The organism is Halobaculum sp. P14, assembly GCF_051195155.1.
Taxonomy (GTDB): Archaea; Halobacteriota; Halobacteria; order Halobacteriales; family Haloferacaceae; genus JBNTKA01.
Window position 1 is genome coordinate 148,899 of the sequence record NZ_JBNTKB010000001.1, and the last position, 25,299, is coordinate 174,197.

General features: G+C 71.4%; 22 protein-coding genes and 1 pseudogene. 20 read left to right on the forward strand and 3 right to left on the reverse strand.

The features are described 5' to 3' along the window. Nucleotides 1–8 precede the first annotated feature (8 nt). The 11 genes and pseudogenes from cbiT (at nucleotide 9) to ACQUS7_RS00825 (ending at nucleotide 8,863) form a co-directional block, all read left to right on the forward strand. Nucleotides 9–575: a precorrin-6Y C5,15-methyltransferase (decarboxylating) subunit CbiT gene (gene cbiT / locus ACQUS7_RS00775; RefSeq protein ID WP_435143582.1), complete on the forward strand. Its 567-nt coding sequence runs from the start codon at nucleotides 9–11 to the stop codon at nucleotides 573–575. Continuing rightward, nucleotides 572–1,243, forward strand: a pseudogene (locus ACQUS7_RS00780) (cobalt-factor II C(20)-methyltransferase); the annotation flags it as partial. The gene cbiT and the pseudogene ACQUS7_RS00780, both read left to right, overlap by 4 nt. Before the next feature lie 31 nt (nucleotides 1,244–1,274). Then, the gene (locus tag ACQUS7_RS00785) at nucleotides 1,275–2,168 is read left to right on the forward strand and encodes a cobalt-precorrin-4/precorrin-4 C(11)-methyltransferase (protein ID WP_435143585.1); all 894 of its coding nucleotides are present in this window, start codon (nucleotides 1,275–1,277) and stop codon (nucleotides 2,166–2,168) included. Nucleotide 2,169: 1 nt separating this feature from the next. Then, a complete protein-coding gene (gene cbiG, locus ACQUS7_RS00790; protein ID WP_435143588.1) occupies nucleotides 2,170–3,135 on the forward strand; it encodes a cobalt-precorrin 5A hydrolase in 966 nt (321 codons plus the stop codon). Further along, entirely contained in the window at nucleotides 3,132–4,100 is a 969-nt protein-coding gene (locus tag ACQUS7_RS00795) for a precorrin-3B C(17)-methyltransferase (protein WP_435143591.1), read from the forward strand. The genes cbiG and ACQUS7_RS00795 overlap by 4 nt, the downstream gene beginning before the upstream one ends. Nucleotides 4,101–4,105: 5 nt before the next feature. Beyond that, nucleotides 4,106–5,134 carry a precorrin-3B C(17)-methyltransferase gene (gene cobJ, locus ACQUS7_RS00800; RefSeq protein WP_435143594.1) on the forward strand — a complete coding sequence of 343 codons (1,029 nt, stop codon included), beginning with the start codon at nucleotides 4,106–4,108 and terminating at the stop codon, nucleotides 5,132–5,134. Beyond that, nucleotides 5,134–5,412, forward strand: coding sequence for a ferredoxin (locus tag ACQUS7_RS00805; protein WP_435143597.1), 279 nt, complete (start codon nucleotides 5,134–5,136; stop codon nucleotides 5,410–5,412). The genes cobJ and ACQUS7_RS00805 overlap by 1 nt, the downstream gene beginning before the upstream one ends. Further along, a complete protein-coding gene (locus ACQUS7_RS00810) occupies nucleotides 5,409–6,089 on the forward strand; it encodes a cobalamin biosynthesis protein (protein ID WP_435128730.1) in 681 nt (226 codons plus the stop codon). Before ACQUS7_RS00805 ends, ACQUS7_RS00810 begins: the two co-directional genes overlap by 4 nt. Then, on the forward strand, nucleotides 6,086–7,309 hold the full coding sequence (locus tag ACQUS7_RS00815) for a CbiX/SirB N-terminal domain-containing protein (protein WP_435143600.1): 1,224 nt from the start codon (nucleotides 6,086–6,088) through the stop codon (nucleotides 7,307–7,309). Before ACQUS7_RS00810 ends, ACQUS7_RS00815 begins: the two co-directional genes overlap by 4 nt. Further along, entirely contained in the window at nucleotides 7,306–7,677 is a 372-nt protein-coding gene (locus ACQUS7_RS00820) for a DUF3209 family protein (protein ID WP_435143603.1), read from the forward strand. The genes ACQUS7_RS00815 and ACQUS7_RS00820 overlap by 4 nt, the downstream gene beginning before the upstream one ends. Then, entirely contained in the window at nucleotides 7,670–8,863 is a 1,194-nt protein-coding gene (locus tag ACQUS7_RS00825) for a PQQ-binding-like beta-propeller repeat protein (RefSeq protein WP_435143606.1), read from the forward strand. Before ACQUS7_RS00820 ends, ACQUS7_RS00825 begins: the two co-directional genes overlap by 8 nt. A gap of 21 nt (nucleotides 8,864–8,884) precedes the next feature. Here the strand turns inward: ACQUS7_RS00825 and ACQUS7_RS00830 are convergent, their stop codons facing one another. Together ACQUS7_RS00830 and ACQUS7_RS00835 are read right to left on the reverse strand one after the other, a co-directional pair. Further along, nucleotides 8,885–9,601, reverse strand: a complete 717-nt coding sequence (locus tag ACQUS7_RS00830; protein ID WP_435143609.1) for a hypothetical protein — start codon at nucleotides 9,599–9,601, stop codon at nucleotides 8,885–8,887. Beyond that, nucleotides 9,601–11,769 (reverse strand): VWA domain-containing protein, encoded by a 2,169-nt coding sequence (locus ACQUS7_RS00835; RefSeq protein ID WP_435143612.1) that lies wholly within the window; start codon nucleotides 11,767–11,769, stop codon nucleotides 9,601–9,603. Before ACQUS7_RS00835 ends, ACQUS7_RS00830 begins: the two co-directional genes overlap by 1 nt. Before the next feature lie 34 nt (nucleotides 11,770–11,803). Here ACQUS7_RS00835 and ACQUS7_RS00840 point away from each other — a divergent pair, with 34 nt between their 5' ends. Genes ACQUS7_RS00840 through ACQUS7_RS00850 form a run of 3 tightly spaced genes read left to right on the forward strand, consistent with a single transcriptional unit; the run spans nucleotide 11,804 to nucleotide 17,221 of the window. Then, nucleotides 11,804–15,751, forward strand: a complete 3,948-nt coding sequence (locus tag ACQUS7_RS00840; protein WP_435143614.1) for a cobaltochelatase subunit CobN — start codon at nucleotides 11,804–11,806, stop codon at nucleotides 15,749–15,751. Continuing rightward, a complete protein-coding gene (locus tag ACQUS7_RS00845; protein WP_435143617.1) occupies nucleotides 15,741–16,478 on the forward strand; it encodes a precorrin-8X methylmutase in 738 nt (245 codons plus the stop codon). The genes ACQUS7_RS00840 and ACQUS7_RS00845 overlap by 11 nt, the downstream gene beginning before the upstream one ends. Continuing rightward, nucleotides 16,475–17,221 carry a cobalt-precorrin-7 (C(5))-methyltransferase gene (locus tag ACQUS7_RS00850; RefSeq protein ID WP_435143620.1) on the forward strand — a complete coding sequence of 249 codons (747 nt, stop codon included), beginning with the start codon at nucleotides 16,475–16,477 and terminating at the stop codon, nucleotides 17,219–17,221. Before ACQUS7_RS00845 ends, ACQUS7_RS00850 begins: the two co-directional genes overlap by 4 nt. 84 nt (nucleotides 17,222–17,305) lie before the next feature. Here ACQUS7_RS00850 and ACQUS7_RS00855 read toward each other — a convergent pair whose 3' ends face one another. After that, the gene (locus ACQUS7_RS00855; protein ID WP_435143623.1) at nucleotides 17,306–18,091 is read right to left on the reverse strand and encodes a CbiX/SirB N-terminal domain-containing protein; all 786 of its coding nucleotides are present in this window, start codon (nucleotides 18,089–18,091) and stop codon (nucleotides 17,306–17,308) included. Between the two features lie 151 nt (nucleotides 18,092–18,242). On the opposite strand from ACQUS7_RS00855, the gene cobT reads away from it, so the two are divergent. The 6 genes from cobT to ACQUS7_RS00885 all read left to right on the forward strand — a co-directional run bounded on the left by cobT (nucleotide 18,243) and on the right by ACQUS7_RS00885 (nucleotide 25,295). Next, complete coding sequence (gene cobT, locus ACQUS7_RS00860; protein WP_435143625.1) at nucleotides 18,243–19,268, forward strand: nicotinate mononucleotide-dependent phosphoribosyltransferase CobT; 1,026 nt, start codon at nucleotides 18,243–18,245, stop codon at nucleotides 19,266–19,268. Beyond that, the gene (locus ACQUS7_RS00865) at nucleotides 19,265–20,563 is read left to right on the forward strand and encodes a cobyrinic acid a,c-diamide synthase (protein ID WP_435143628.1); all 1,299 of its coding nucleotides are present in this window, start codon (nucleotides 19,265–19,267) and stop codon (nucleotides 20,561–20,563) included. The genes cobT and ACQUS7_RS00865 overlap by 4 nt, the downstream gene beginning before the upstream one ends. Then, a complete protein-coding gene (locus tag ACQUS7_RS00870) occupies nucleotides 20,560–21,243 on the forward strand; it encodes a cob(I)yrinic acid a,c-diamide adenosyltransferase (RefSeq protein ID WP_435128696.1) in 684 nt (227 codons plus the stop codon). The genes ACQUS7_RS00865 and ACQUS7_RS00870 overlap by 4 nt, the downstream gene beginning before the upstream one ends. 3 nt (nucleotides 21,244–21,246) lie before the next feature. After that, nucleotides 21,247–22,746: a cobyric acid synthase gene (locus tag ACQUS7_RS00875; protein WP_435143631.1), complete on the forward strand. Its 1,500-nt coding sequence runs from the start codon at nucleotides 21,247–21,249 to the stop codon at nucleotides 22,744–22,746. A gap of 224 nt (nucleotides 22,747–22,970) precedes the next feature. Next, nucleotides 22,971–23,798: a transcriptional regulator TbsP domain-containing protein gene (locus ACQUS7_RS00880; protein ID WP_435143633.1), complete on the forward strand. Its 828-nt coding sequence runs from the start codon at nucleotides 22,971–22,973 to the stop codon at nucleotides 23,796–23,798. A 54-nt stretch (nucleotides 23,799–23,852) separates the two neighbouring features. Continuing rightward, nucleotides 23,853–25,295 carry an MATE family efflux transporter gene (locus ACQUS7_RS00885; protein ID WP_435143636.1) on the forward strand — a complete coding sequence of 481 codons (1,443 nt, stop codon included), beginning with the start codon at nucleotides 23,853–23,855 and terminating at the stop codon, nucleotides 25,293–25,295. Nucleotides 25,296–25,299 lie beyond the last annotated feature (4 nt).

Genomic DNA, 25,299 nt, shown 5'->3' on the forward strand with positions numbered 1-25,299 from the left:
TCTCTGCGATGCCACGGACACGACTACCGCACGACGCGAAGGCCGGCCCCACGAAGCCGGAGGTGCGGGCCGTCCTTCGCGACAAACTCGCCCTCGGCCCCGACGACCACTTCGTGGAAGTCGGCTCCTGCACGGGCGCCGTCACGGCCGACGCCGCACGCGACGCGGGCCGCGTCACCGCGCTCGAACGACACGCAGACCGCGCCGACGTGACCCGGAAGAACCTCGCCGCGAACGGGCTCGAAGACGCGGTCACGGTCCGCACCGCCGAGGCGCCGGACGGCCTCCCTGACGACGCCGACGCCCTGTTCCTCGGCGGCAGCCGGAACTACGAGGGGGTCCTCGACCACGCGGTCGAAACCGGCGTCGACCGCGTCGTGATGAACGTCTCCCGGCTCGAAGTCGCCGGCGCCGCAGTCGAGGCGTTCCGCGAACGCGACCTCCTGGACGAAGTCGTCCAGTTCCAGGTCAGCCACGGCTACGAACTCGCCGGCGCGACGTCGTTCGACTCGGACAACCCCGTCTACATGCTCGGCGGCGGAACCGACGACGAGGACGCGGAGGAAACCGCATGACGCTGTACGGCGTCGGTCTCGGCCCCGGACAGCCCGACCTCGTCACCGTTCGCGGCAAGCGGGTTCTCGAAGCGGCGAGCGTCGTCTACTCGCCGGGCCGCCTCTCGCGGTCCGTCGCGACGCAGCACGTCCCCGAAGAGCGCATCGGCGACCTCGACTTCCCGATGACCCGAGACCGCGAGGAACTCCGCGCCGCGTGGAAGGAGGCGGCCGCGGAAGTCGCCCCGCTCGCCGCGGCGGACGACGTCGCGTTCGTCACCCTCGGGGACCCGAACGTCTACTCGACGTTCGGACACCTCCGCCGGACGCTCGACGCGTTCCACCCCGACGTCGACGTCGAGGTCGTCCCGGGCGTGAGCGCGGTCACCGCGTTCACCGCGGCGCTCGGCGTCGAAGTCGACGCGGGCGCCGGGCTCGCGCTCCGGGAAGCCGCGAACGGCGACGCTCCGACCGGGCCGGACCGCATGGTCCTGTTCAAGGTGACCGACGCGCCGGCGACGCACGACGGCCTCGTCGACGCGGGCTACGACGTCACGTACGGCCGCCGGCTGTTCATGGAGCAGGGCGAGACGCTCGTCACTGACGACCCCGCCGACGTCGCGGACCGTGACTACTACACGCTCGCCTACGCCGAACGGCGGACGCTGGAGAAGGACCGCCCGACCGCGTTCACCCGCTCGGAGACAGAGGTGCGCGCCGATGACTGAGAGCGGCGCGACGGACCCGCAGGACGCCATCGACGCGGCGGCCGCGGAACGCGGACGCGGCCGCGACCCCCGCGTCTACGAGCACACCGCCGGCGACGTCCAGGACGGCGTCCCGTTCATCGGCGCCGGCCCCGGCGACCCCGGCCTCCTCACGGTGACCGGGAAGGAACTCGTCGAGGCGGCCGACCTCGTCGTGCACGCGGGGTCGCTCGTGAACAGCGACCTCATCGAGCGGTACTGCGCGGACGCGGAAACCGTCTCCTCTGTCGGCAAGGACCTGGAGGAACTGATTCCGCTGATGCGTGACGCTCACGAGGACGGCCGGACCGTCGCCCGCCTCCACAGCGGCGACCCGGCCATCTACGGGGCGGCGCTCGAACAGATGGACGCCCTCGAACACGAAGGCGTCCCGACGTACGTCGTCCCGGGCGTCACCTCGGCGTTCGCCGCGAGCGCGACGCTCCGGACGCAACTCACGCTCAACGGCACCGCGGACCACGTCGCCTTCACCCGGCCGCAGGGGAAGACCCTCGACCCGGCGGACGACCACATCTCCGAGTTCGTGGAGATGGGGGACGTGACGACCTGCATCTACCTCGGGACGCACGCCGTCCCCGACGTGATGGACCGACTCCGCGAGGACGGCCACGACCCGGACACCCCGGTGACCGTCGTCTACCACGCGTCGTGGCCGGACGAGGACGTCATCGAGGGCACCATCGACACCATCGGCGAGGCGGTCGAGGACGCCGGCTACCGCGCCTCAGCGCTCGTCATCATCGGCGAGGCGGGCGCGGGCACGGGCTACGAGCGCTCGTACCTCTACGGCGACTGGGCGAACCGCGGCGCCGACTCGAACGACGACCCACAGGAGGCTGACGACTGACATGAGCACCGACAACGACGACGCAGGCGCGCACTGTTCGACGCCCGAGTCCGACGGCGAGGTCGCCGAGGAGATAGCCATCGTCTCGTTCGGCCGGAAGATGGACACGGCCGAAGAAATCGTGGACGGCATCGGCGACCGCTACGCGTCCATCGACGTTCTGGAGTACCACGGCGAGGTCTTCGCCGAGCACTGGGGCGAGTACGACTGCTTCGTCGGCCTGATGGCCAGCGGCATCGCGATGCGGAAGACCGCGCCGCTGCTCGACGACAAGTGGGACGACCCCGCGGTCGTCGTGGTCGACGAGGAACTGACGTGGGCGATTCCGCTCACTGGCGGCCACCACGGCGCGAACCAGGTCGCCCAGGACCTCGCGTCGATGGGCGCGGTGCCCGCGATGACCACCGCGTCCGAGGCGGCCGGCAAACAGGGCGTCGAGGAGCGCGCGAAAGCCCTCGACACCCACGTCGTCAACGGCGACTCGACGGTCGCGACGAACCTCGCGGTGCTCGACGACGACCTCGGCCCGGTCGCCCGCCTCGACGGCCCGAAGGCGGTGCTGGTCGGCGACGGGGTCACCGTCCTGAAGCGCAACGAGGCGGACGGCGTCGTCCTCGGAACCGGGAGCGTCTCCGGCGCCAAGCAGGAGCAGTTCCTCGACGCGTGGGAGTCCGTGCTCGACGACACCGACTACGGCGTCGACGACGTGGAGTTCGTCGCCACCGGCACCCGCAAGGAGGACGAGGACGGCCTGCTCGAAGCCGCCGACGAACTCGGCGTCGGCGTCGTCGCCTTCGAGAAGGACACCCTGGAGGAGTTCGAGGGACCGACGACGTCGCGGTCGAAGGAGCTCATCGGCTGGCCCGGAATCTCCGAGGCGTCGGCCATCGCCGGCGGCCGCGACCACGAGCTGCTGGTGGAGAAGGAGCGGTACGACGACGCCGTGACCGTGGCGGTGGGACGATGAGCAGCGAGGCCGAACGGAGCGAGGCCTCGGAAGATGCGAGCGGTGCAACCGCGAGCAGCGAGGCCGAACGGAGCGAGGCCTCGGAAGATGCGAGCGGTGCAACCGCGAGCAGCGAGGCCGAACCGGGCGCCGACGCCGGGACCGCCGTCGACGCGAGCGACTACGGCACCCTCTACGTCGTCGGCATCGGTCCCGGCCTCCCGGGCGGGATGACCCAGCGCGCGAAAGACGTCATCCGGACCGCGGACTGCGTCGTCGCGTCGAACCTCTACCAGGAGTTCCTCCGCCGGGACGGCACGCTTCCGCCGGAAGACTCCGACGACCGGCCCGACCAGGAGCTGGTCCGTTCGACGATGGGGCGTCAGGTCGAACTCGCGCGCGAGGCGTTCGAGCGCGTCCGCGACGGCGAGGACGTCGCGCACGTCTCCGGCGGCGACCCGAACGTCTACGGCAAGTCCGACTTGGTCTACCTGATGGCGGAGGAGGACGAGGCGTACGACGTCCCCATCGAAATCGTGCCCGGCGTCACCGCCGCGCTCGGCGGGGCGGCGAACCTCGGCGCGCCGCTCTCGAACGACTTCTGCACCGTCTCGCTGTCCGACAAGTGGCGCGGCTGGGCGGAGATCGAGGAGAAACTCCGCGCGGCGGCCATCAGCGGGTTCGTCGTCTTCCTCTACAACTGCTGGCGCGACTACGAGCGCGCAATCGAGGTGCTGCGCGAGGAGCGCGCGGACCACGTACCGGTCGCCATCATCAACGACGCCGGGCGCGGCGAGGCCGGCCGCAACCGCGACGGCGAGACGCACACCATCACCACGCTCGGCGAAGCCACCGAACACGACGACGAGGTCGGCGGGATGGGCGCGTCCATCCTCGTCGGCAACAGCGAGACGGCGGTCTGGGAGAACGACCACGGCGAACACCTCGTCACCCCGCGCGGCGGGCGTGACGTGGACGACTTCTAACGACAATGAGCACTGACGACACTACCACGACGGACGAATCGGCTTCCGAGTGCGGCGCGACCACCGAGCGCAGTTCGGAGAGCGCGTGCGGCGCGACGGCCTCCACGACCGACGACGCGAGCGACGCGTCGAAATGCGGAGGGTCGACCGACTCCGCGGACACCGGCTCCTCGTCGGATTCGGGGTGCGGCTCCGCCGCGGCCTCGAAGAAGGAGGCGACCGAGGAGAACGTCGGCGCGTCCGCCGACGACTTCGACGCGGACCCCGGAACGCTCACGACGGTCGGGCTCGGCCCCGGCCGCCCGGAAGGCATGACCCAGCGCGCGAAGGCCGCGCTGCTGGACGCCGACCACATCGTCGGCTACACGACCTACACCGAACTCCTCCCCGACGAGGTCATCGAGCAGGCAGACGACGTCTACGACACGCCGATGTGCGGCGAGGTCTCCCGGACCGAGGAGGCGGTCGACCGGACGCTCGCCGGGAACGACGTCGCCATCATCGGCAGCGGCGACCCGAACGTCTACGCGCTGTCGGGGCTGGCGCTCGAAATCATCGAGTCGAAGGGCGCGACCGCGTCCGCGCTCGACTTCGAGGTCGTGCCCGGCGTCCCCGCCGCGCAGTCCTGCGGCGCCCGGCTCGGCGCCCCCCTCGTGAACGACTCCGTGAGCGTCTCGCTTTCGGACCACCTGACGCCGATGCCGGAGATTGAGTCCCGGCTTCACGCCGTCGCGAGCGAGTCGTTCACCATCACCATCTACAATCCGTGGAGCCGCAAGCGCCGCGAGAACTTCCAGAAGGCCTGCGAAATCCTGCTCACCCACCGCGACGAGGACACGCCGGTCGGCATCGTCCACGGCGCGAGCCGCGACGACGAAGCCGTCGAAATCACGACGCTCGGCGAACTGGAGGCGTACGGCGAAACGGACCTCGTGGACATGACGACGACCGTCGTCGTCGGCAACGAGGAGACGTACGTCTGGGACGGCCGGATGGTCACGCCCCGCGGCTACGAGAGCAAGTACGACTACTGATGTACCGAGTCACAATCGACCGCGAGGCGTGCGACGGCGTGTTCGCCTGCCTGACGCGCGACCCGCGGTTCGTCGAGGGCGACGACGGCGTCGCGACGCTCGACCCGACGGCGGACCCGGTTCCGCCCGCGGACGCGGACGGCGGCACCGTCCGCACCGACTCGGAGACGGTCGTCGGGACGTTCGAGGACTCGCTCGTCGACGACGCGCGGCAGGCCGCCGAAGCCTGCCCCTTCGACGCCATCACCGTCGAAGAACTCGGGGGTGAGAGCGCGTGAGCACCGAGCCCGTGACGCCGGACTCCCTCATCGCGAACCACCCCGAGACCGCGTACTTCTGGGGGCACGTCGCCGGCGCGGGCCGTCTGCGCGAGAACTCCGTCACCGTCGAGACGACCGACGAAGCCGCCGCCGAACGCCTCGTCGCCATCGCGGACGGCGGTGACGTCGACCACCGAAGCACCGAGCGCCGGTACGCGCACGACACGTCGATTACGCGCTCGGCGGACGAGTACACGGTCCAGGTCTTCGGCGACCTCGCGCGGCGCGCGGCCGCCGCGTTCGGGCTCCCGCTGGACGGCGAGGCCGGCGGCTACCGGTTCGACTCGTTCGACGGCCACGAGCGCCAACTCCTCCGCGGTCTCGTGGAGTCGAGCGGCACGGTCTGTTTCAAGTCGTCGTCCGGCACCGTCGGCGTGTCCTTCGTGCACCCCGACCGCCGGCTCCTCGAACGGATCCGGACGCTGCTCGCCGACGTCCCGGTGGACGCCCCGGCCGACGAGGTCTCGGAGGCGTCCTCGGGGTACTGGTTCGGCGTCGCCGACGAGGCGGTGCCCGAACTCGGTCCGTGGCTCTACGAGGGGGCGGCGGAGTCCGGGCTGTTCGCGCCGTCCAGGCGCCGGAAGCTCCGTCGGAGCCTCGAAGAAGCAGCCGGCTCGGAGGCGTGGTGCCGATGAGTCAGGCGGATACGGCTGCGGTCGAGGGGGGCGACGAAGCCGTGTTGCTGGTCGGGCACGGCTCGCGCCGCGAGAAGTCGAACGACCAGGTCCGGGAGCTCGCCGCGGCGCTCGAAACCCGGCTCGGACTCCCGGTCGACGCCGGGTTCCTCGAACTCGCGGACCCCTCGATTCCGGACGCCATCGCGGGGCTCGCGCCGTCGGTGTCGTCCATCGCGGTCGTCCACCTCTCGCTGTTCGCCGCGAGCCACGTGAAAAACGACGTGCCCGCGGCGCTCCAGCGCGCCCGCGAGAACTACCCGGACGTCTCGTTCGACAACGGCGCGCACCTCGGCGTTCACCCGGCCATCGTCGACCTGCTGGACGACCGCGCGGCGTCCGTGGAAGCCGACCTCGGCGTGAACCGAGAGCAAGACGACGTCGCGGTCGTGCTCTGTGCGCGTGGGTCGAGCGACCCGGACGCCAACGCCGACGTCCACAAACTCGCTCGCCTGCTCTACGAGGGCCGCGCGTTCTCGCGGGTCGAAGCGACGTTCATCGGGGTCACGGAGCCGACGCTCTCCGAGACCCTGCACGACGTCGCCAAACACCGGCCGGACGGCGTGGTCGTCGTCCCCTACATGCTCGGCGACGGCGTGCTCACGGGCCGCATCCGAGAGGGCGCGGCCGAGTTCGACGCGGACTACCCCTACGTCGACGCCGCCTGCGGCGACCCGCTCGGCACGGACTCCCGGCTCCTGGACGTGCTCGGCGACCGCTGGCAGGAGGCCCGCACGGACAGCGTCGAGATGTCGTGTGACACCTGCAAGTACAAGGTGGAACTCGACGGCTACGAGGAGGACGTCGGCGGCGCGAAAGCGATGCTGCGGGCGCTGAACCACGAGGAGGCGCACGCCGACCGCGACGACGTCGCGGACGAACCGCACGCCCACGACGCCCCCGAAAAGCACGTCGCGGTCTGTACGAACCAGACCTGTGCGGCCGACGGCGCGCCCGCCGTCCTCGAACGCCTCCGGCAGAGCGCCCGCGACTCCGACGACTGCGACGTCCGCGTCACCCGGACGTCCTGCCTCGGGCAGTGCGGGGACGGCCCGAACGTCGCCGTCTACCCGGACGGCGTCTGGTACCAGCGCGTCGACGCCGACGACGCCGACCGCATCGTCTCGTCCCACCTCGACCGGGACCGCATCGTCGCCGACATCGACTCCCAACTCCTATGAGCTGTCACGAACTCGAAGCCCTCCGACTGGGGCTGATGAACGTCCTCGGAACCGACGACCGCAGCGCCCGCGAACACGCCGAGAAGGAACTGGAGGGGCACCTCGACGGCCCCATCGAGGGGCTGGCGACCGCCGAGAGCCTTTCGGCGCTCCGCCGACACCTCGACGCCGCGCTCGTCGACCTCGAAGAGGATGTGGCTTCGGCAGACGAGTCGGCCCCCGGCTACGACTACCTCCGCGGCCGCCTCGTCGCGGTCCGCGACGCCGAGCGGTCACTCGCCCGGCTCGCAGACCACGGCGACTCCTTCCTCGACGACCTCGGCGAGACCCACCACTCGCTCCACGACGCCTTCCCGGCCGATGAGTGAGGTCGGCCTGGGCGGCGTCACACCGGCGGGGTCCCGCCAACTCGGCCGCCGGTCGAGCATCTGTTTCGCGGGCGAGACCGTCGTCGTCGGCTGCGCCGACGGCAGCGTGCGCGCGTTCGACTCGTCCCTCGACGAGCTGTGGCGCGACGACGGCGTCGAGGGGAGCGTCGTCGCACTCACCGATTTCGCGGGCGGCGTCCTCGCCGGCGAACGCGGCGCGAACGGCACGCTCACCTACTACGTCGACGGCGCGGTGCGGTGGCGGTACCGGACCGCGGCCGACCTCGGGGCTCCGCAGCAGGACACCCGGTTCTTCCTCCCGTTCGTCGCGGACGCCGCGGCGACCGGTGACCGCGTGTACGTCGCGTCACGCCGCTACGAGCGCGGCGACGACGGCAACAGGACGTTCGTGAGCGTCGTGTACGCGTTCGACGACGCGGGGGACGTCCAGTGGCGACACCGAACTGACGCGTCGCCGATTTCGCTGGCCGTCGACGACGGCCGCGTCGCCGTCGCGTACAACCGATGCCCCGGAACCCACCGGGACGGCCTCGCCGTGCTGGACGCGGAGACGGGCGAAGTGTCCCGACGCTGGGACCCGCCCGGTGACGGACAACGCCGGGTCGGAGACGTCGCGTTCCTGGACGGCCGACTCGCCGTCGCCAGCCACGCCGACTACCGCGGCTACGTCCTCGGCGGCGACGGCGTCGAGTGGTCGGTCGACCTCGCCCGGCCGGTCGAACGGGGCGACGAACGGGTGTACGCGTATCCGAACCACGTTCGCGCCACCGCCGACGGCGTCGTCTTCGTCACCGGGAACACGTTCCCGGAGGACGGCCGCGAAACCGACCGCCGCCACCCGAACGAACACACCGCGGTCGGGTTCGACGCCGACGGAAACCGACGCTGGCGGTCCTCCGTCGGCGGGTTCGCTCACGCCGTCGCGGCGGACGGCCACCGGGTGGTCGCGCCGGCCGCCCAGCACTTCCGCGACCGCGACCCGGGACGACACGGATTCGACGTCTACGGCGTGCAGAGCGGCCCGGAGTCCAGCGAACGGACTCCGGGGGTCGTGACCGCAGTCGCGGTAGACGCGAACAGAATCGCGGCTGTCGAGGAACCGGTGGCGTACCACGACGGCGACGTCGAACACGGCGCCTACCGGCTTCGACTCGCCGAAACGTAGCGGTCGCTTTTCACAGAATCGTCAGGCGAGCAGGTGGACGGCGAACCCGAACACCACGACGCTCGCGACGAGTTCGACGGTGGCGTGGACCGCGTGGCCGCGGCGTTTCGCGAACGAGAAGACGCCGCCGAGCCCGAGTCCGACGAGCAGCATCGAGGCCGTGAGCGCGAGCGCGTACACGCCGACGCTGACGCCCGTGGCGGCGAGCCCCGCGGTCGGAAGTACGACGGAGACCAGCGCGAGCATACTCACGGGCGGTGAGAGGGCGAAGAGAGACCCGACGATGCCGGTCCGGAGGTAGTCCCGGGTGGTGTCGTGGTCGTGGCCGTGGACGTGCGTGTGCGCGTACGCGATGGTCCGCGAGACCGGCCCGGACGCACCGGCGGGCGTCGGATGCGGCGGGAGGCCGCGGAGCCGACGGGTCCCGGTGGTCGCGAGGAGCAGGGCGACCGCGACGAGGACGGTTCCCGCGAACAGCGTTCCGACGGTGTCGACCACCCCCGCCGCGGGCACGGCGGTGCGGTCGATGGCCGTGAGCAGGCCGACCCACGCGACGACCACGAGCACGTGTCCGAGGGCGAAACTCCCGCCGACGAACCCGGCGTGCCGCCAGCCGTCGGTGTCGTCCGTGAGCGCCGAGATGCCGGCGGCGTGGTCGGGTTCGAACCCGTGGGTGACGCCGAGGACCGCTGCGGCGGCGAACACACCCGCTTCGGAGCCCACTCCGAACCCGGCCATCAGGCTCCACCTCCGGTGGTTTCGCGGACGGCGTCGGCGACTCGGTCGGGCGTGAGCGCATCGAGAGGAATGCGTTCGCCGTCCGCGGCGGCGACGACGTCCTCGACGAGGCTGGACCGGCCGCCCGTTCCGGGGTCCACGACGAGCACGTGCGCACCGTGGTCGGCGAGCGCGCGAGCGGCCGCCCGGGTGTCCGCGGTCGGCTGGTCGCTCCCGGCGTTCGCGCGGCCGTCCGTGACGACGACGACCACGCTCGCCGACGGGTCGGCGCGCGACAGGACGTCCGACGCGGCGCGAAGCCCCGCGGGAAGCGGCGTCCGGTCCCCCGTCGGGAGGGACTTGAGGTGGCGGGCCGCGTGGTCGACGTCGTCCGTCGGCGGGAGAACGACGTCGGCGTCGGTCCCCGCGAACGTGACGACGGAGACGACGTCGCGGCGCTCGTAGGCGTCCTGCAGGAGGTCGAGCGCGACGCCTTTCGCAGCGCGCAGGGGACCGCGCATCGACGCGCTGGCGTCGACGGCGAAGACGACGAGCGCGGCGTCCGCACCGGACCGCACCGACCGCCTGAGGTCGCGTGACTCGACGCGGTCGCTTCCCCGGAGCGCTGCGGCGCGAACCGACGCCGCCGCGTCGACGTCGCCGCCCGAATCGGCTCGCTCCGTCCGGACCTGAACCCCCCGTCCACCGGCTGTCGGCCCGGCGTCGGCGCGACCACCGCCGCCGGCACGGTCCGCTGTCACGTCCAGTTCGGGAGCGCGACCGAACGCGGGGTCAGCGGAGTCGGCGACCGACTGCCCGGGAACGAGCGGCGCCGCTTCCTCGTCGTCTCCGCCGCCCCCGGATTCGTCGGCACCGCCGTCTCCCTTCTCCGCGGTCGAACTGGACGCGGCACCCCCGTCAGAACCCGGAGGCTCCGGCGCCTCACCAGAACCGTCCTCGCCGTCGCCCGGTGGGCCTCCACGGTGTTCGTCGTCCCGCTCCTCGCAGTTCTCTTCCTCGCCGTTTCGTTCCTGGCTGTCGCGTCCCGCGGAATCCGCTTCGGGACCGGCCTCCGACGACTCCGTCTCTCCCTCGGGCGAGTCCCCGGGGCTCTCCTCCGCCTCGTCGCTGTTTTCGTTCCCCCCGTGATCCTCGTTCTGCCGGTCGTCGTCGAAGTGGTCGTCGAGCAGTTCGTCGGCGTCCGGCTCGTCTTCGAACGGCCGGGTTTTGAGGCGGTGGGGGAGCGCGAGCGCCGCCGCGCGGCGGACGTCGGACTCGGCGACGGTGGGCCGGCCGTCGAGCGCTGCGAGCGTGCGCGCGGCTCGGGCGGTGGCGATGTCGGCGCGGTGTCCCTCGACGCCGGCGTCCCGACAGAGTTCCGCGACGTCTCGGCCGAGCGAGTCGGGGAGGGTCACGTCGTCGAGGAGGGCACGGGCGTCGGAAACGCGGTCGCGGATTCGGTCGGTTTCCGCGGCGTGGTCGCCGTCGAAGCCGTCGAGCGCCCGTCGAACGATTTCGAGTCGGTCGTCGAGGTCGGCGGTTCCGGCGACCTCCGCCTGGAGGGCGAACCGGTCGCGGAACTGGGGGCGGAGATCGCCCTCCTCCGGGTTCATCGTGCCGATGAGCGTGAACTCCGCCGGGTGAGTGACGCTGACGCCGTCGCGTTCGACGCGGTTGACGCCGGAGGCGGCGGCGTCCAGGAGGACGTCGACGAGGTGGTCGTCGAGCAGGTTCACTTCGTCGACGTAGAGGAAGCCGCGGTTCGCCCGCGCGAGTAACCCCGGGTTGAATTCGGCGGTCCCGGCGAGCGCGTCGGTGACGGAGAGCGAGCCGACGACGCGGTCGCGGGACGCGCCGAGCGGGAGCGTTACGAAGGGGACGGGTCGCTGTTCCACCGACGGATTCTCCCGGCTCTGGCACTCCTCGCACTGCCGGTCGGGGGCGTCGGGGGGACAGCCGTACGGACAGTCCGCGACCGCTCGCTGTTCGGGGAGGAGGTCGACGAGCGCCCGGGCCGTCGTCGACTTCGCCGTTCCCTTCTCGCCGCGGACGAGCAGGCCGTCGAGTTCGTCGTTCACGGCCAGCGCCGTGAGCGCCCGTTTCAGGCGGTGTTGGCCGACGACGGCGGGAAACGGAACGTCGCTCCGCCGGGACGGCGACAGTTTTTTCCCACCAGATAACTCAACCATAGTTGTAATAGAACAATGGAGGTTTAATAGAGTTGTGACTACACTCGCCCTGTACACAGCGACGGAGAACGAACTGGGCGCCATCCAGGCTGCCGGCGAGCGGGTCGACGCCGACCTCGTCGTCCGCTCGGAGAGCGACCTCGAAGAAGCGGCCGACGTCGAGTCGTTCGTCGACGCCGCCGAGGACGCGAGCGCGGCCGTACTCTGGCTCCACGGCGCCGAGGACAGCATGCCCGACTACGACCGCGTGACCGACCGACTCGACGCCGCTGGCGTCCCGCTCGTGGTGAAGTCCACGGGTGACGCCTACGCCGTCGAGGACACGACCGCCGACGACGAGACGCGACGGACGGTATCGGACTACCTCGAACACGGCGGTGTCGCGAACATCGCGAACTGCGTCCGGTTTCTCACCGCGCAGTACTCGACGGACTCCCCCGACTACGACGACCCCGTCGCGCTCCCCACTGAAGGCGTCTACCACCCGGACCACCCGGGCGTCGAGTACGACGAACTCCGCGCCACGTTCGACCCGGAGGCGCCGACGGTCGCCGTCTGGTTCTACGAGTCCCACTGGACGCACGAGAACACCCGGTACGTGGACGCGGTCGTCCGCGCGCTCGAATCCGAAGGCGCGAACGCGCTCCCCGTCTTCTGTAACCCCGCGACCGACGCGGACGAACAGGAGGACGCCGAGTGGGTGACCGACGAGTGGCTCACCGACGCCGACGGCGACGCTGTCGTCGACGCCGTCCTCTCCTCGTTCATGTTCTCGCTCTCCATGGACGAGCGCGGCCGGTCCGCCAGCGACGAGGGCGAGAGCGCCGAAGACGTCTTCCTCGACCGCCTCGGCGTCCCGGTGTTACAGACCGTCACGACGATGCGCTCGCGCTCCCGGTACGAGTCGAGCGACACCGGCGTCATGGGGTTCGAACTCGCGCTCTCGGTCGCACTCCCGGAGTTCGACGGGAACGTCATCACCCACCCCATCTCCGGGAAGGAGCGGATGGACGACGACGCCGGCATCGGCTCCGCGCCGAAGCAGCACTTCCCCATCGACGACCGCGTCGAACACGCGGTGCGCCTCGCGGTCAACTGGGCGCGCCTCCGCCACCTCGACAACGACGAGAAGAACGTCGCGGTCGTCCTCCACAACTACCCGCCGAGCGACGACGGCATCGGCACCGCGTTCGGCCTGGACACGCCCGAGAGCACCGTCAACCTCCTTGACGAACTCGACGAGAGAGGCTACGACCTCGGCGGGACGGCTCTGCCGGACGGCCAGTCACTCATCGAGACGCTGACGAGTCAGTTGACGCTCGACGACCGCTGGGTCGCCCCGGAGGACGTCCGCGAGCAGAGCGTCGACGTCGTCTCGCCGGACGCGTACGACGAGTGGTGGCGCGACGCCGACCCGGGCTTCCGGGAGAACGTCGTCGCGGAGTGGGGAGACCCTCCGGACCGGCCGTTCGCGATTCCCGGCGCCGCGTTCGGGAACGTCCTCGTGACGGTCCAGCCGCCTCGAGGGTTCGGGATGGACCCGGAGAAGGTGTACCACGACTCCGACCTGCAGCCCCCGCACGACTACTACGCGTTCTACGCGTGGCTCCGCAACGACTTCGACGCCGACGCGGTCGTCCACCTCGGCACCCACGGGAGTCTGGAGTGGCTCCCCGGCAAGACCGTCGGCCTCGACTCGGAGAGCGCGCCGGACGCGCTCGTCGGCGACCTCCCGAACGTCTACCCGTACATCATCAACAACCCCGGCGAGGGGACGCAGGCGAAGCGCCGCTCGTACGCCGCCGTCGTCGACTACCTGACCCCGGTGATGCGGAACGCGGGTACGTACGACGAACTCGCCGAACTGGAGGAACTCGCGTCGCGCTACCGTGAAGCCGGGACCGGTGCCGGCGCGGAGAGCGAAGAGCACCTTGCGGACCGCATCCGCGAGGCCGTCGACGACCTCGACCTCGCCGTGGAACTCGGCGTCGAAGGTAAGATTTCCGAGAGAGCGGACGTCCGCGGCCCGGACAGCGAGGCGCCACGCGCCTCGGGGAACGCGAGCGAGAAGCGAAGCGACTCGCGAGGCGAGGCCGGTTCGACGCTCGCGGAGGGCGACGTATCGGGCGACGACGTCTCCGTCGACGAACTGGTGGAGCGCGTCCACGAGTACGTGACGGACGTGAAGACGACGCAGATACGCCTCGGGCTGCACACGATGGGCGAGCCGCCGGCGGGCGAACGGCTCGTCGAGTACCTCGTCGCGCTCACGCGCCTCGAGAACCCCGGCGCGCCCTCCCTCCGCGAGAGCGTCGCCGGCGTGCTCGGCGTCGACTACGAGACGATGCTCGACGCGCCCGGCGAGTACGACGACCAGTTGGGCATGACGTACGCCGAGGCCGCCGACGAGGTGTACGAGACGAGCGTCGAACTCGTGGAGACGCTCGCGGACTACGGGTTCGACCTGGCGGCCTCCGAGGTCGAGGGCGGCCCGGACGACGAGGTGAACATGAACCTGCTCGTCGTCGACGTCGACACGCTCGGCGACGCGAAGGCGGAGTCGGGCGCCCACGGCGACCTCCGCGACGTCCTCCGGTTCATCTGCGAGGAAGCCGGCCCGCGGGTGTTCGACGCCGAGACCGAAATCCCGCAGACCGCGGACGCGCTGAACGGCGAGTACGTCGAACCGGGCGGCAGCGGCGCGCCCACCCGAGGCGGCGTCGACCTCCTCCCGACGGGACGCAACTTCTACACGCTCGACCCGCGGAAGGTGCCCGCGAAGACCGCGTGGGACGTCGGCAAGGAGGTCGCCGACGGCGTCGCCGAGCGCCACCGCGAAGACGAGGGCGACTACCCCGAGGAGGTCGGCGTGGTCGCGTGGGGCACCCCCACGGTCCGCACGCGCGGCGAGACCATCGCGCAGGTGCTCGGCCTGATGGGCGTCCGACCCGTCTGGACCGACGCGGGCCGCGTCGACGACGTGGATCCGATTCCGCTCGACGAACTCGGCCGGCCGCGCATCGACGTGACGACGCGCGTCTCCGGGCTGTTCCGGGACGCGTTCCCGCAGGCCGCCGGCGTGATTCACGACGCCGTCGACGCACTCGTCGAACTCGACGAACCGCACGAGCTGAACTACGTGAAGAAACACGTCGAGGAGGAGGCGGACGAGCTCGACGCGGACGGCGTGGAGAACCCCGAGGAAGCGGCGAAACACCGCGTGTTCACGACGCGGCCCGGCGGGTACGGCGCCGGGACGAACAAGGCCGTCGACGAGGGGAACTGGGACGAGCGCTCGGACCTCGCCGACGTCTACGTCCAGTGGGGCGGCTACGCCATGGGCTCTCGGGGGCGCGTCTCCGACGCTCACGACGCCTTCGAGCGGCGCCTCGGGAACGTCGACGCCACGGTCAAAATCGAGGACACGATGGAGCAAGACGAGTTCGACTCCTCGGACTGGTACGCCTTCCACGGCGGCTTCATCACCGCCGTCGCGGACGCCGCGGGCGAGGAGCCGGCGTCGTACGTCGGCGACTCCTCGGACCCGGACAACGTCGACGTCTACACGAACGAGGAGAAGGTGCGGAAGGCGATGCGCGCCCGCGTCCTCAACCCGGACTGGCTCGACTCCATGGAGGAGCACGGCTACAAGGGCGCCGGCGACCTCTCGACGACGGTCGACGTCGTCCTCGGCTGGGACGCCACGGCGGGCGTCGTCTCCGACACGCTGTGGGCGGACGTCGCGGAGAAGTTCGCGTTCGACGACGACCGCCAGGAGTGGATGCGAGACGTCAACCCCTGGGCGCTCGACTCCATCACCGACACGCTCCTCGAGGCCATCGAGCGCGGCCTCTGGGACGCCGAGGACGGCGTCGAACAGCGGCTCCGGGACCTGAACCTCACAGTCGACGGGGACCTGGAGGCCAGAGCGAGTCCGGCCGAGGCCGCGACGCCCGAGGAGGTGCGTTCGGATGACGACTGAGGAGTTCGCGGAGTACGCGGACCTCGGCGCCACCACGAGCGAGGCGATGGACATCGCGGAGACCAGCATGGACCGCGTCCGCGAACTCGTCCCCGACGAGACGCTCGCGGACCGGATTCGGCAGAAGTCGGTGCACGCGACCGGCGACCCGGAGTTCCAGCACCTCGTTCGGTTCACCGGCGCCGACGACTCCGAACCGGTACGGGCGGGCGCCCGCGCGGTCCTCGATAGCGCGCCCATCGTGACCGACATCACGATGGTGCAGGCCGGAATCACCGGCCGCGGCCACGACTGCGAGGTCCGGAAGGCCATCGGGAACGGCGCCGACCTCGCCGCCGAAACGGGGATGACGCGGACGGCCGCGTCGGTCCTCGAACTCGACAAGCGCGGCGTGTACGACGGCGCGGTAGCCGCCGTCGGGAACGCGCCGACAGCCGCGCTCGCGCTCGCCGACTGCATCGAGGACGGGACGCGGCCAGCGGTCGTCGTCGCCACCCCGGTCGGGTTCGTGAAGGCCGCAGAGAGCCGGACGCGCCTGCGGTCGGTCGCGGCCGAACACGGCGTCCCCGCGATCACGAACGTCGGCCGACGCGGCGGGAGCGGTCTCGCCGCGGGGCTGACGAACGAGCTCGTCCACGTCGCGAGCGACGTCCGGGACGGGGAGGTGTCGCTCGACACCGCCGAAGCGGCGACCGACCACCCCGTCGGCGATGAGGTGAAGCGGTGAGCGATGAGTACGGCCTCGACGCCGGGCCCGACCCGGCCGAGTTCGCCGCGCGGAACCCCGAAGCCCGGAACGTCGACGACCCCGTCTACGCCGTCGGCATCGGCCCGGGGAACCGGGAGTTCCTGACGCCGCGCGGCGCGCGAGCCATCGAGGAGGCGGACGTCGTGGTCGGGTTCGAGACGGTCGTGGAGTTCGTCTCAGGGACGACCGACGCCGACCTCCTGACGTGCGGCTACCGCGACGAGGGCGAGACGCTCTCCCGGTTCGCGGACCGCGTCGCGGCCGGAGCGCGGGGCACCGCGGTCCTGATGGGCGACCCGAACCACTCCGGCTACCAGTTCCTCGGGAAGGTCGAGCGAGCCGTCGACCGGCCCGTGCGACTGGTTCCGGGCGTCTCGTCGCTCCAGGTGGCCGCGAGCCGCGCACGGACGCCGATGGAGGACACCGAGTTCGTCACGCTCCACAAGAGCGGCGACCTCTCCGACGACCTCGAACGGCTCCGCGAGGCGGCGGGCGACCGCCACCTCCTCGTCCTCCCGCGGCCGTTCGACCTGATGCCGGGCGACGTCGCCCGGGACCTGCTGGACGCCGGCGCGGCCCCCGACCTGACGGCGCTCGTTCTGGAGCGGCTGACGCACGACGACGAAGCGGTCACGACGACGACGCTCGATTCGCTCGCCGAACACGCCGGCGAGGAAACGCCGTTCTCGGACCTCTCGGTACTCGCGGTGCGTCGGACCTAGCTCCGACCGGACGTTTTCGCAGAATTTCTCGGGAACAGCGCGGTTCCGTGGACGCGTCAGTCCTGCCGACGGTACTCGGGTTTCTTACAGGTGTTCGTCGCCGCGGCCGTCGGTCGCGACTGCGGCGGCGTCCGCCGTGAGCGACTGTTCGAAGGTGTCCGCCGCGGCTCCGTTCTCGGCGAGGACGCGCTGTTTCGCCAGTTCGGCGGCAGCGGCGTTCGTGAGCTGTGGGTGGTCGCCGAGTGGGGCCGCGTAGTCGAGGTTGCCGCGGTCGAGTTCGAGCCGGTCCGGGATGTCGTCGCTCGTCGCCTGACTCCCGACGACGAACAGCGGGAGGACGACGGCGCGGTCGGCGTCGACGTTGTACCGGAGGCACTCGACGGCGGGGTTCTGGACGACGTAGCTCGTCGTGACTTCCCCGTAGGCGCCGTGTTCGCGGAGGCGGCCGGCGTGGTACTCGGCGACCTGGCGGTGGTAGGGCTGTGAGCTACTCCCGAGGGCGACCAGTGCGAGCGCCTGCGGTTCCGTGGTGCTGGCTTCCTCGGCGCGGTCGCGGAGCGCGGCGGTGACCGCGGGGCTCCGACCGACGGGTTCGCCGTAGTGGACGGCCGCGTCGATGCGGTCGAGCGCCGCGGGGACGTCGACGGTGGTCTGGCGGTCGTGTGCGGCGACCATCGGGACGGCGAACACGCGGTCCGCCCGGACGTCCGCGAGCTGGTCGCGGAGGTCGTACTGTGCTTCGTGCCCGTAGTAGCACGTGTGAATCTCGTCGACGCTGCCGCGGCGGGCGAGTCGGTCGGCGTGCGTCGGTAGCGTCTCGCGGGCGTGGGGTGTGTCCCGGCTGAGCAGGACGAGCGCGTCGCGTGTCATTGTAGTAAATCTGAGTTTATCTATTTCAACTCAGCCTGAGTTATGCCGTTGGACGGGAAGCTCAAATACTTTTCGCTGGGGCCGACGAAGGACAACCAGAGGCGTCCACAACACCTCTAAATTAAAGTGGGCTTGTGTTGTCTGGGCTGCTGTGACACGCACTCCCCGGACGCTCTTCGCGCTCGCCGCCGGGACGACCCGGACGGCGGGCATCGACGGCATCAGCGCGGCCGGCGCGGACCCGGCGCTGCTGTCTCACACGCCGAGCGCCGACGCCGAGATTTTCGAGTACGGCCACCCCGTCCGGTCCCCCGTCGTCCCCGTCAGCCCGACGGGCTGCCCGACTCCGGCGGTCGTCACTCGCGCCGTCCGCGACTGCCTCGGCTTCGACAGCATCGTCGTCGACGCCGGGCTCGCGGAACCGACGGGCGCGCCGACCGTCGACGTCGACGCCGCGCCCGGCGCGGACGTCCGCGAAGCCGTCGCAGTGGCCGACGCCGAACGGACGTTCGCGAACGCTCGTCGGCTCGGCACCGAACTCCCGGTCGACCGCCTCGTCCTCGGCGAAACGATTCCCGGCGGCACGACCACCGCGATGGGCGTCCTCGCCGCTCTCGGTGAGCGACGCGACGTCTCCTCGTCGCTCCCGGAGAACCCGCTCGCGCTCAAGCGCGACGTCGTCCGGGCGGGACTCGAAGCGAGCGGCCTCGACCCCGGCGGTCTCGCCGGCCAGCCGACCGAAGCGGTGCGGCGGATGGGCGACCCCGTCCTCGCGACCCTCTCCGGACTCGCCGTCGGCGCGCTCGAAGCTGACACCGACGTGGTGCTGGCGGGCGGCACGCAGCTCGCCGCCGTGGCGGCGCTCGTCCGACACGCCGGCCGGAACGACTCGCTCGCGCTCGCCACGACGTCGTTCGTCGCCGACGACGAGTCGGCCGGAATCCGCGACCTCGCCGCCGACCTGGCGCTCGACCTCACCGTGACCGACCCCGGATTCGAAGCGAACGAATCCCACCCCGCGATGGCCGCGTACCGCGCCGGCGAAGCGAAGGAGGGCGTCGGCATGGGGGGTGCGCTCGCGCTCGCTGACGAGGCGGGCGTCGAGATGGCGGCGGTTCGAGACGCGCTTGTTTCGGTCTACGACCGCGTCACCGAGACCGCAGAGGAACCCCGATGAGAGGCGTCGTTCTGGGCGGCACGGCGTCCGGCGTCGGCAAGACCGTCGCGACGCTCGCCGTGCTCCGCGCGCTCGACGACGCCGGCTACGACCCCCAGCCCGCGAAGGCCGGCCCGGACTTCATCGACCCGAGCCACCACGAAGCGGTCGTCGAGAAACCGTCGCGGACGCTCGACACGTGGCTCGTCGGCGAGGAGGGAACGCGGCGGAACTACTACGCCGGCGAGGGCGACGTCTGCGTCGTGGAGGGGATGATGGGGCTCTACGACGGGACGGTCGCCAGCACCGCCGGCGTGGCCGAGGCGCTCGACGTGCCCGTCGTGCTCGTCGTCGACGCGAGCGCCGGCATGCAGAGCGTCGCGGCGACGGCGCTCGGGTTCCGCGAGTACGCCGAGGCCGCCGGCTTCGACGTGGACGTCGTCGGCGTCCTCGCCCAGCGGACCCACGGCGGCCGCCACGAGCAGGGCATCCGCGACGCGCTCCCCGAGTCGCTCGACTACCTCGGACGCATCCCGCCGATAGGGGAACTGGAGATACCCGACCGCCACCTCGGCCTCCACATGGGCGACGAGTCGCCGCTCGACCGGGACACGCTGAAAGCGGCCGCAGAACACGTCGCGGTGGAGCGGCTGGTGGACGCCGCCCGAGAGCCGCCCCGCCCGGCCCCGGTCGACGCGCGAGCGCGCACCGAAAAGCGGGTCGCTGTCGCGGCCGACGCGGCGTTCTGCTTCGAGTACCCCGCGACCCGAGACCGCCTCGGTGACCGCGCGGCGGTGGTGACGTTCTCGCCGGTCGCGGGCGACGACCTCCCCGACTGCGACGGCGCCTACCTGCCCGGCGGCTACCCGGAACTGCACGCCGAGGCGCTCGCCGACTCGCCGGCGCTCGACGCGCTCGGCGACCGCGCCGCGGACGGTCTCCCCGTCCTGGGCGAGTGCGGCGGACTGATGGCGCTCTCCGAGTCGCTAACGACGACCGACGGCGAACGCCACGGGATGGCCGGCGTCCTCCCCGCGGACGTGACGATGCGAGAGCGGTACCAGGCGCTCGACCACGTCGAACTCGTCGCCCGCGAGGACACGCTCACCGCCGACGCGGACGGGTCGCTCCGCGGCCACGAGTTCCACTACTCATCCGCGGACGTCGGCACCGACGCGCGGTTCGCGTTCGACGTCGAACGCGGGAGCGGCATCACCGGCGACGCGGACGGCCTGACCGAGTACGACACCCTCGGCACGTACGCGCACCTCCACGCCGAGAGCGGCGCCTTCGACGCATTCCTCGACAGACTATGAGCGAGAACACGGAGCCAACCGACCGACACGCACAGCCCCCCGGAGCGGGAGAGACGCCCACGGCCCGCGACATCGAACCCGACGCCCCCGACGAGTTCGGACTGGTCCAGGTCTGGTGGGGCGACGGGAAGGGGAAGACGACCGCCGCCATGGGGATGGGGTTCCGGGCCGCCGGCCACGGCTACCGCGTCCACATGCTCCAGTTCATGAAAGGCGGCGCCGCGAGCGTCGAGAACGTCCGCGGCGAGTACAACGCCATCGCGGCCATGCCGGGGTTCACGTACGAGAACTCGGGCCACTACGGCTGGCACGGGTTCCTCGACGGCTCCGACGAGGAGGAACACGAAGCCCGAGCGAAGGGCGGTCTCGCCCGCGCACGAGACCTGCTCGACGCCGCACGCGACGTCGACGGCCCGCTCGACCCGGACGCGCCGGCCGACGACGGCGTCCACATGCTCATCCTCGACGAACTCCTCTACGCCGCCAACCGCGGCCTCGTCGCCGCCGAAGACGTCGTCGCGCTCGTCGAGGACAAGCCGCCGAACCTCGAACTCGTGCTCACCGGCGGCCACGAGGAACCGACGTTCGTCACGGAGCGGGCCGACCTCGTGAGCGAGGTCCGCAAGCAACGCCACCCGATGGACGACGGCCAGCGCGCGCGCACCGGCACGGAGTTTTGAGCCGTGAGCGCTCGCACCATCCTCGTCGCGGGCACGGCGTCCCACGTCGGCAAGAGCACGGTCGCCGCCGGCCTCTGCCGTCACCTCGCCGACCGCGGCGTCTCCGTCGCGCCGTTCAAGGCCCAGAACATGAGCAACAACGCCCGCGCGGTTCCGGACGGCGAGGGTGGCTGGGGGGAGATCGGCGTCTCGCAGTACGTCCAGGCGCGCGCCGCCCGCGTCCGGCCGACGACCGACTCGAACCCCGTGCTACTGAAGCCGCGAGGGGACGCCGAGAGCCAGCTCGTCGTCGACGGGCGAGCGGTCGGCCACTTCGACGCGGCGGACTACTACGAGACGCACTGGGAGACCGCCCGGGAAGCGGCCGAAGACGCCTACGAGCGACTCGCAGAGCAGCACGACGTCGTCGTCGCGGAGGGCGCGGGGAGCATCGCGGAGATCAACCTCCGGCACCGCGACCTCGCGAACCTCGAAACCGCGCGGTTCGCCGACGCCGACGTCCTCCTGGTCGCCGACATCGAGCGCGGCGGCGTGTTCGCCAGCCTCTACGGGACGCTCGAACTGCTGCCGGCGGACGTCCGCGAACGGGTGGTCGGCTGCGTCGTCACGAAGTTCCGTGGGGACGCATCCCTGCTCGACCCCGGTATCGCGGAGTTCGAAGACCGGACGGCCGTCCCGATTCTCGGCGTCGTCCCCCACGACGACCCGGGGTTACCTGAGGAGGACAGCCTCTCGCTGCCCGACGCGGACGGCAGCGAAGGCGGAGTCATCGGGGGCGGAGACGGCGTTCCGGCCGAGCGAACCGTGACCGTCGGCGTCGTGCGGCTGCCGCGCATCTCGAACTTCACCGACGTCGCGCCGCTCGCCCGCACCCCCGGAGTACGCGTGACGTACGTCCCACCGAACGGGTCGCTCGCGGACGCTGACGCCGTGGTACTCCCCGGCACGAAAAACACGGTCGACGACCTCCGCGCACTCCGAGGAGCCGGATTCGGCGCCGAACTTCGCTCCTTCTCGGGGCCGGTAGTCGGACTGTGCGGCGGCTACCAGTTGCTCGGCGACCGAATCACGGACGCGGACGTCGAGTCCACGACCGACGTCGACGCCGTGGAAGGGTTCGGTCTCCTCCCGGTGGAGACGCGCTTCCGCGAGGACAAGCGCGTCGAGTCCGTCACGCGGGAACTCGACGGTTGCGGGCCGCTCGCGGGGGCGTCCGGCACGGTGTCAGGCTACGAAATCCACATGGGTCGGACGACCGTCCACGGAGTTCCCCAGCCCGTCGGCCCCGAAAGCGCCGGCACCGACCGCGTCCTCGGAACGTACCTCCACGGCCTGTTCGAGAACGCTACCGCCCGGGAGGCGTTCGTCGACGCGGCGTATCGCCACGCCGGAATAGAGCGGCCGTCCACCGACACGACGCGGCGGTCGCCGTACGACGCGGCGGCCGAACTCCTCAGAGAGCACGTCGACCTCGCAGCGCTGGACGTAGGTTCGGAGGCCTGACCACCGCTCGCCGACGTCGGCGCAGACGTCCACGTCGACCAAACTGGTGAGCCGACGCAACTGGACATACCGATTCTGTATCGCAGTATTCGGTGTATCACCTGGCGGCGACTAAACACGAGGTCACCGGAGTCAGCCGCCCCACCACCCGGCAGGACGACACGCCGGAGTCGCGGACGGTTCGTGTCCGCACCTTATTTGAGGAGGGACGGTGAGTTCACCCCATGACTGGCGCCCGCACAGGCCCGCTCTCCGACGTCCTCCGCCGCCCCCTCCGCGATGCGAGCGACACGGCCCTCCTGGCCTCCGCGTCACCGCTCGTCCTCCGCGAAGCAGTACTGGCGCTCGCCGCCCTCGACGACCCGACGCCGACGCGGCTGCTCGGAACGGGGGACGCGCTCGACGCGCTCGTCGACGACTTCGCCGCCGCGACGCGAGCGGCCGACCTCCGAGCGAACGACGGACTCGAACTCCGGCGCGTGGACGACGCGACGCTCCCGTCCGTCGTCGTCGCGGACGAGACGGTGACGACCGTCGCGGCGCTCCCCGGCGGCGAGGACGTCGCCCTGGAGTCCGACGACGGCGGCGCGGTGGCCGCCGCGCGCGACGCGCTGGAAGCGACGGCTCGCGACACCGACCCGTACGAGTTCAGCGCACCCGCGTACGCGGCGATGCTCGACCGGCTCGGCCGCGACGTCGACGAGGGCGCCCGCGCCGACGCGGAAGCCGTGCTGGACGCCGACGTCAGGATTCGGCGGTCCGCCGGCGACCTCGACGAGGTGGACCTGTTCATCCTGCTGGCCGCCCGCAACGACGCGCAGCTGTACACGCTGTCCGGGTGGGCCGAGGCGGTCGGTATCGCCAGCCGCGCGACCATCTCGGTCAGGAAGCGGCGCCTCGAGGACAGCGGGCTCGTCGCCACCGAGAAAGTCCCGACTGACGTCGGGCGGCCGCGGCAGCAGTTGACGCTCGGCGACGACGACCTCCGCGACGCCACGCCGACGGACGTCGTCCGGACCGCCCGCGGCGTCCTCGGCCGGCCCGACCCGTAGGGGCTGTTTCGTCACGAAACTCCTTTGACCCCGGTTGGGGTACCGTCCGTCCGAGTGTCCCGTCCGCCGAACCTGTTCCGTCTTGCGATACTCCACGTCGGCCTGCTGCTCGCCAGGGCCGGCCTCGTCGACCGCGAGCGCGCCGTGGAGACGACCGACCTCGCGTGGCCGCGCATCGTCACCGGCGTCGCGCGGATGTCGAAGAACGCCATCGACGTCGCGATGGTCGGCATCGCGGTCGGCACCACCGCCGTCGCCGGCGTCGGCCTGGCCGGGCCGTTCTGGGGGCTCGCGTTCGCCGTCGGCGGCGGCGTCGCCGGCGGCACCATCGCGCTCGTCTCTCAGCGGTACGGCGCCGACGCCGACGAGGGACTCGGCCTCGCCGTCCGGTCGAGCACGCTGCTGGTCGTCGCGCTGAGCCTTCCGATTACCGCCGCCTTCTGGCTGTTCCCCCGCGAACTCGTCTCGCTGCTCACCGACGACGCCGCCACCATCCGGTACGGCGCTTCGTACCTCCGGGTGGTCGGGTTCGGCGTCCCGTTCGCCGGGCTGAACCTCGTCGGCAGCCGAATCCTCGTCGGCGTCGACGACGCCTACACGGCGATGCAGATTCGGGCGAGCGGCGCCGTGTTGAACGTCGCGCTGAACGCCGTGTTCCTGTTCGGGTTCGGCTGGGGCGTCTCCGGCGCCGCACTCGGCACCGTGCTGTCGAACGTCGCCCCGACAGCGGCGTTCGCCGTCGGCATCTCGCTGGGCCGGCTCCCGGGCGTGACGTCGTTCCCGGTCCGCGTCGACCCGTTCGGGAGCTTCGTCGACCGCGGCACGCTCGCCGACCTCGTCAACATCGGGCTCCCGGTCGGCGCGCGGAACCTCGTCTGGACGGCCGCCGAGTTCCCGATGCTCGGCATCCTCGCCATCTTCGGGACGAACACGGTCGCCTCGTTCGTCATCGCGCGCCGCATCTGGGGCGTCATGAACACGCCGGGCTGGGGGTTCGGCCTGGCGTCGTCGAGCCTCGTCGGGCAGGCGCTCGGCCGCGGCGACGAGGAGGAGGCCGAGGCGTACGGCCGCGACATCATCCGGTTCGCCGTCGCGGTCTACCTCGTCTCCGCGGCGCTCATCGCCGTGTTCGCCGACGAACTGGTCGTGTTGTTCATGGGCGGTTCGTCCAGCGCCGCGGTGCCGCTGGCGACGAACCTCGTGTACGCCGCCTGCGTCGCGGTCGTCTTCCAGGGCGTCTCCGGCGCCAGCATCGGCCCGCTCGACGCCAGCGGCGACACCCGGACGCCGTTCGTCAGCCAGTTCCTCGGCATGTTCTGCGGGTCGATTCCGCTCGCGTACCTGGGCGCGACGACGGCGCTCGGCCACTGGGGCATCTACCTCGCGTTCCTCGCGGAGACGACGGTGCCGGCAGCCATCAACTACTGGCGGTTCCGCAGCGACCACTGGAAGGAAATCAGTCGCGCCTACCGACCGGATTCCTCGCCGGCCGGGTGAGCGC

Excerpts from the sequence above, each read along its gene's own strand:
- cbiT (WP_435143582.1), top strand. The coding sequence starts at position 9 with ATGCCACGGACACGACTACCGCACGACGCGAAGGCCGGCCCCACGAAG.
- ACQUS7_RS00785 (WP_435143585.1), top strand. The coding sequence starts at position 1,275 with ATGACTGAGAGCGGCGCGACGGACCCGCAGGACGCCATCGACGCGGCG.
- cbiG (WP_435143588.1), top strand. The coding sequence starts at position 2,170 with ATGAGCACCGACAACGACGACGCAGGCGCGCACTGTTCGACGCCCGAG.
- ACQUS7_RS00795 (WP_435143591.1), top strand. The coding sequence starts at position 3,132 with ATGAGCAGCGAGGCCGAACGGAGCGAGGCCTCGGAAGATGCGAGCGGT.
- cobJ (WP_435143594.1), top strand. The coding sequence starts at position 4,106 with ATGAGCACTGACGACACTACCACGACGGACGAATCGGCTTCCGAGTGC.
- ACQUS7_RS00805 (WP_435143597.1), top strand. The coding sequence starts at position 5,134 with ATGTACCGAGTCACAATCGACCGCGAGGCGTGCGACGGCGTGTTCGCC.
- ACQUS7_RS00815 (WP_435143600.1), top strand. The coding sequence starts at position 6,086 with ATGAGTCAGGCGGATACGGCTGCGGTCGAGGGGGGCGACGAAGCCGTG.
- ACQUS7_RS00820 (WP_435143603.1), top strand. The coding sequence starts at position 7,306 with ATGAGCTGTCACGAACTCGAAGCCCTCCGACTGGGGCTGATGAACGTC.
- ACQUS7_RS00825 (WP_435143606.1), top strand. The coding sequence starts at position 7,670 with ATGAGTGAGGTCGGCCTGGGCGGCGTCACACCGGCGGGGTCCCGCCAA.
- ACQUS7_RS00830 (WP_435143609.1), bottom strand. The coding sequence starts at position 9,601 with ATGGCCGGGTTCGGAGTGGGCTCCGAAGCGGGTGTGTTCGCCGCCGCA.
- ACQUS7_RS00835 (WP_435143612.1), bottom strand. The coding sequence starts at position 11,769 with ATGGTTGAGTTATCTGGTGGGAAAAAACTGTCGCCGTCCCGGCGGAGC.
- ACQUS7_RS00845 (WP_435143617.1), top strand. The coding sequence starts at position 15,741 with ATGACGACTGAGGAGTTCGCGGAGTACGCGGACCTCGGCGCCACCACG.
- ACQUS7_RS00855 (WP_435143623.1), bottom strand. The coding sequence starts at position 18,091 with ATGACACGCGACGCGCTCGTCCTGCTCAGCCGGGACACACCCCACGCC.
- ACQUS7_RS00865 (WP_435143628.1), top strand. The coding sequence starts at position 19,265 with ATGAGAGGCGTCGTTCTGGGCGGCACGGCGTCCGGCGTCGGCAAGACC.
- ACQUS7_RS00870 (WP_435128696.1), top strand. The coding sequence starts at position 20,560 with ATGAGCGAGAACACGGAGCCAACCGACCGACACGCACAGCCCCCCGGA.
- ACQUS7_RS00880 (WP_435143633.1), top strand. The coding sequence starts at position 22,971 with ATGACTGGCGCCCGCACAGGCCCGCTCTCCGACGTCCTCCGCCGCCCC.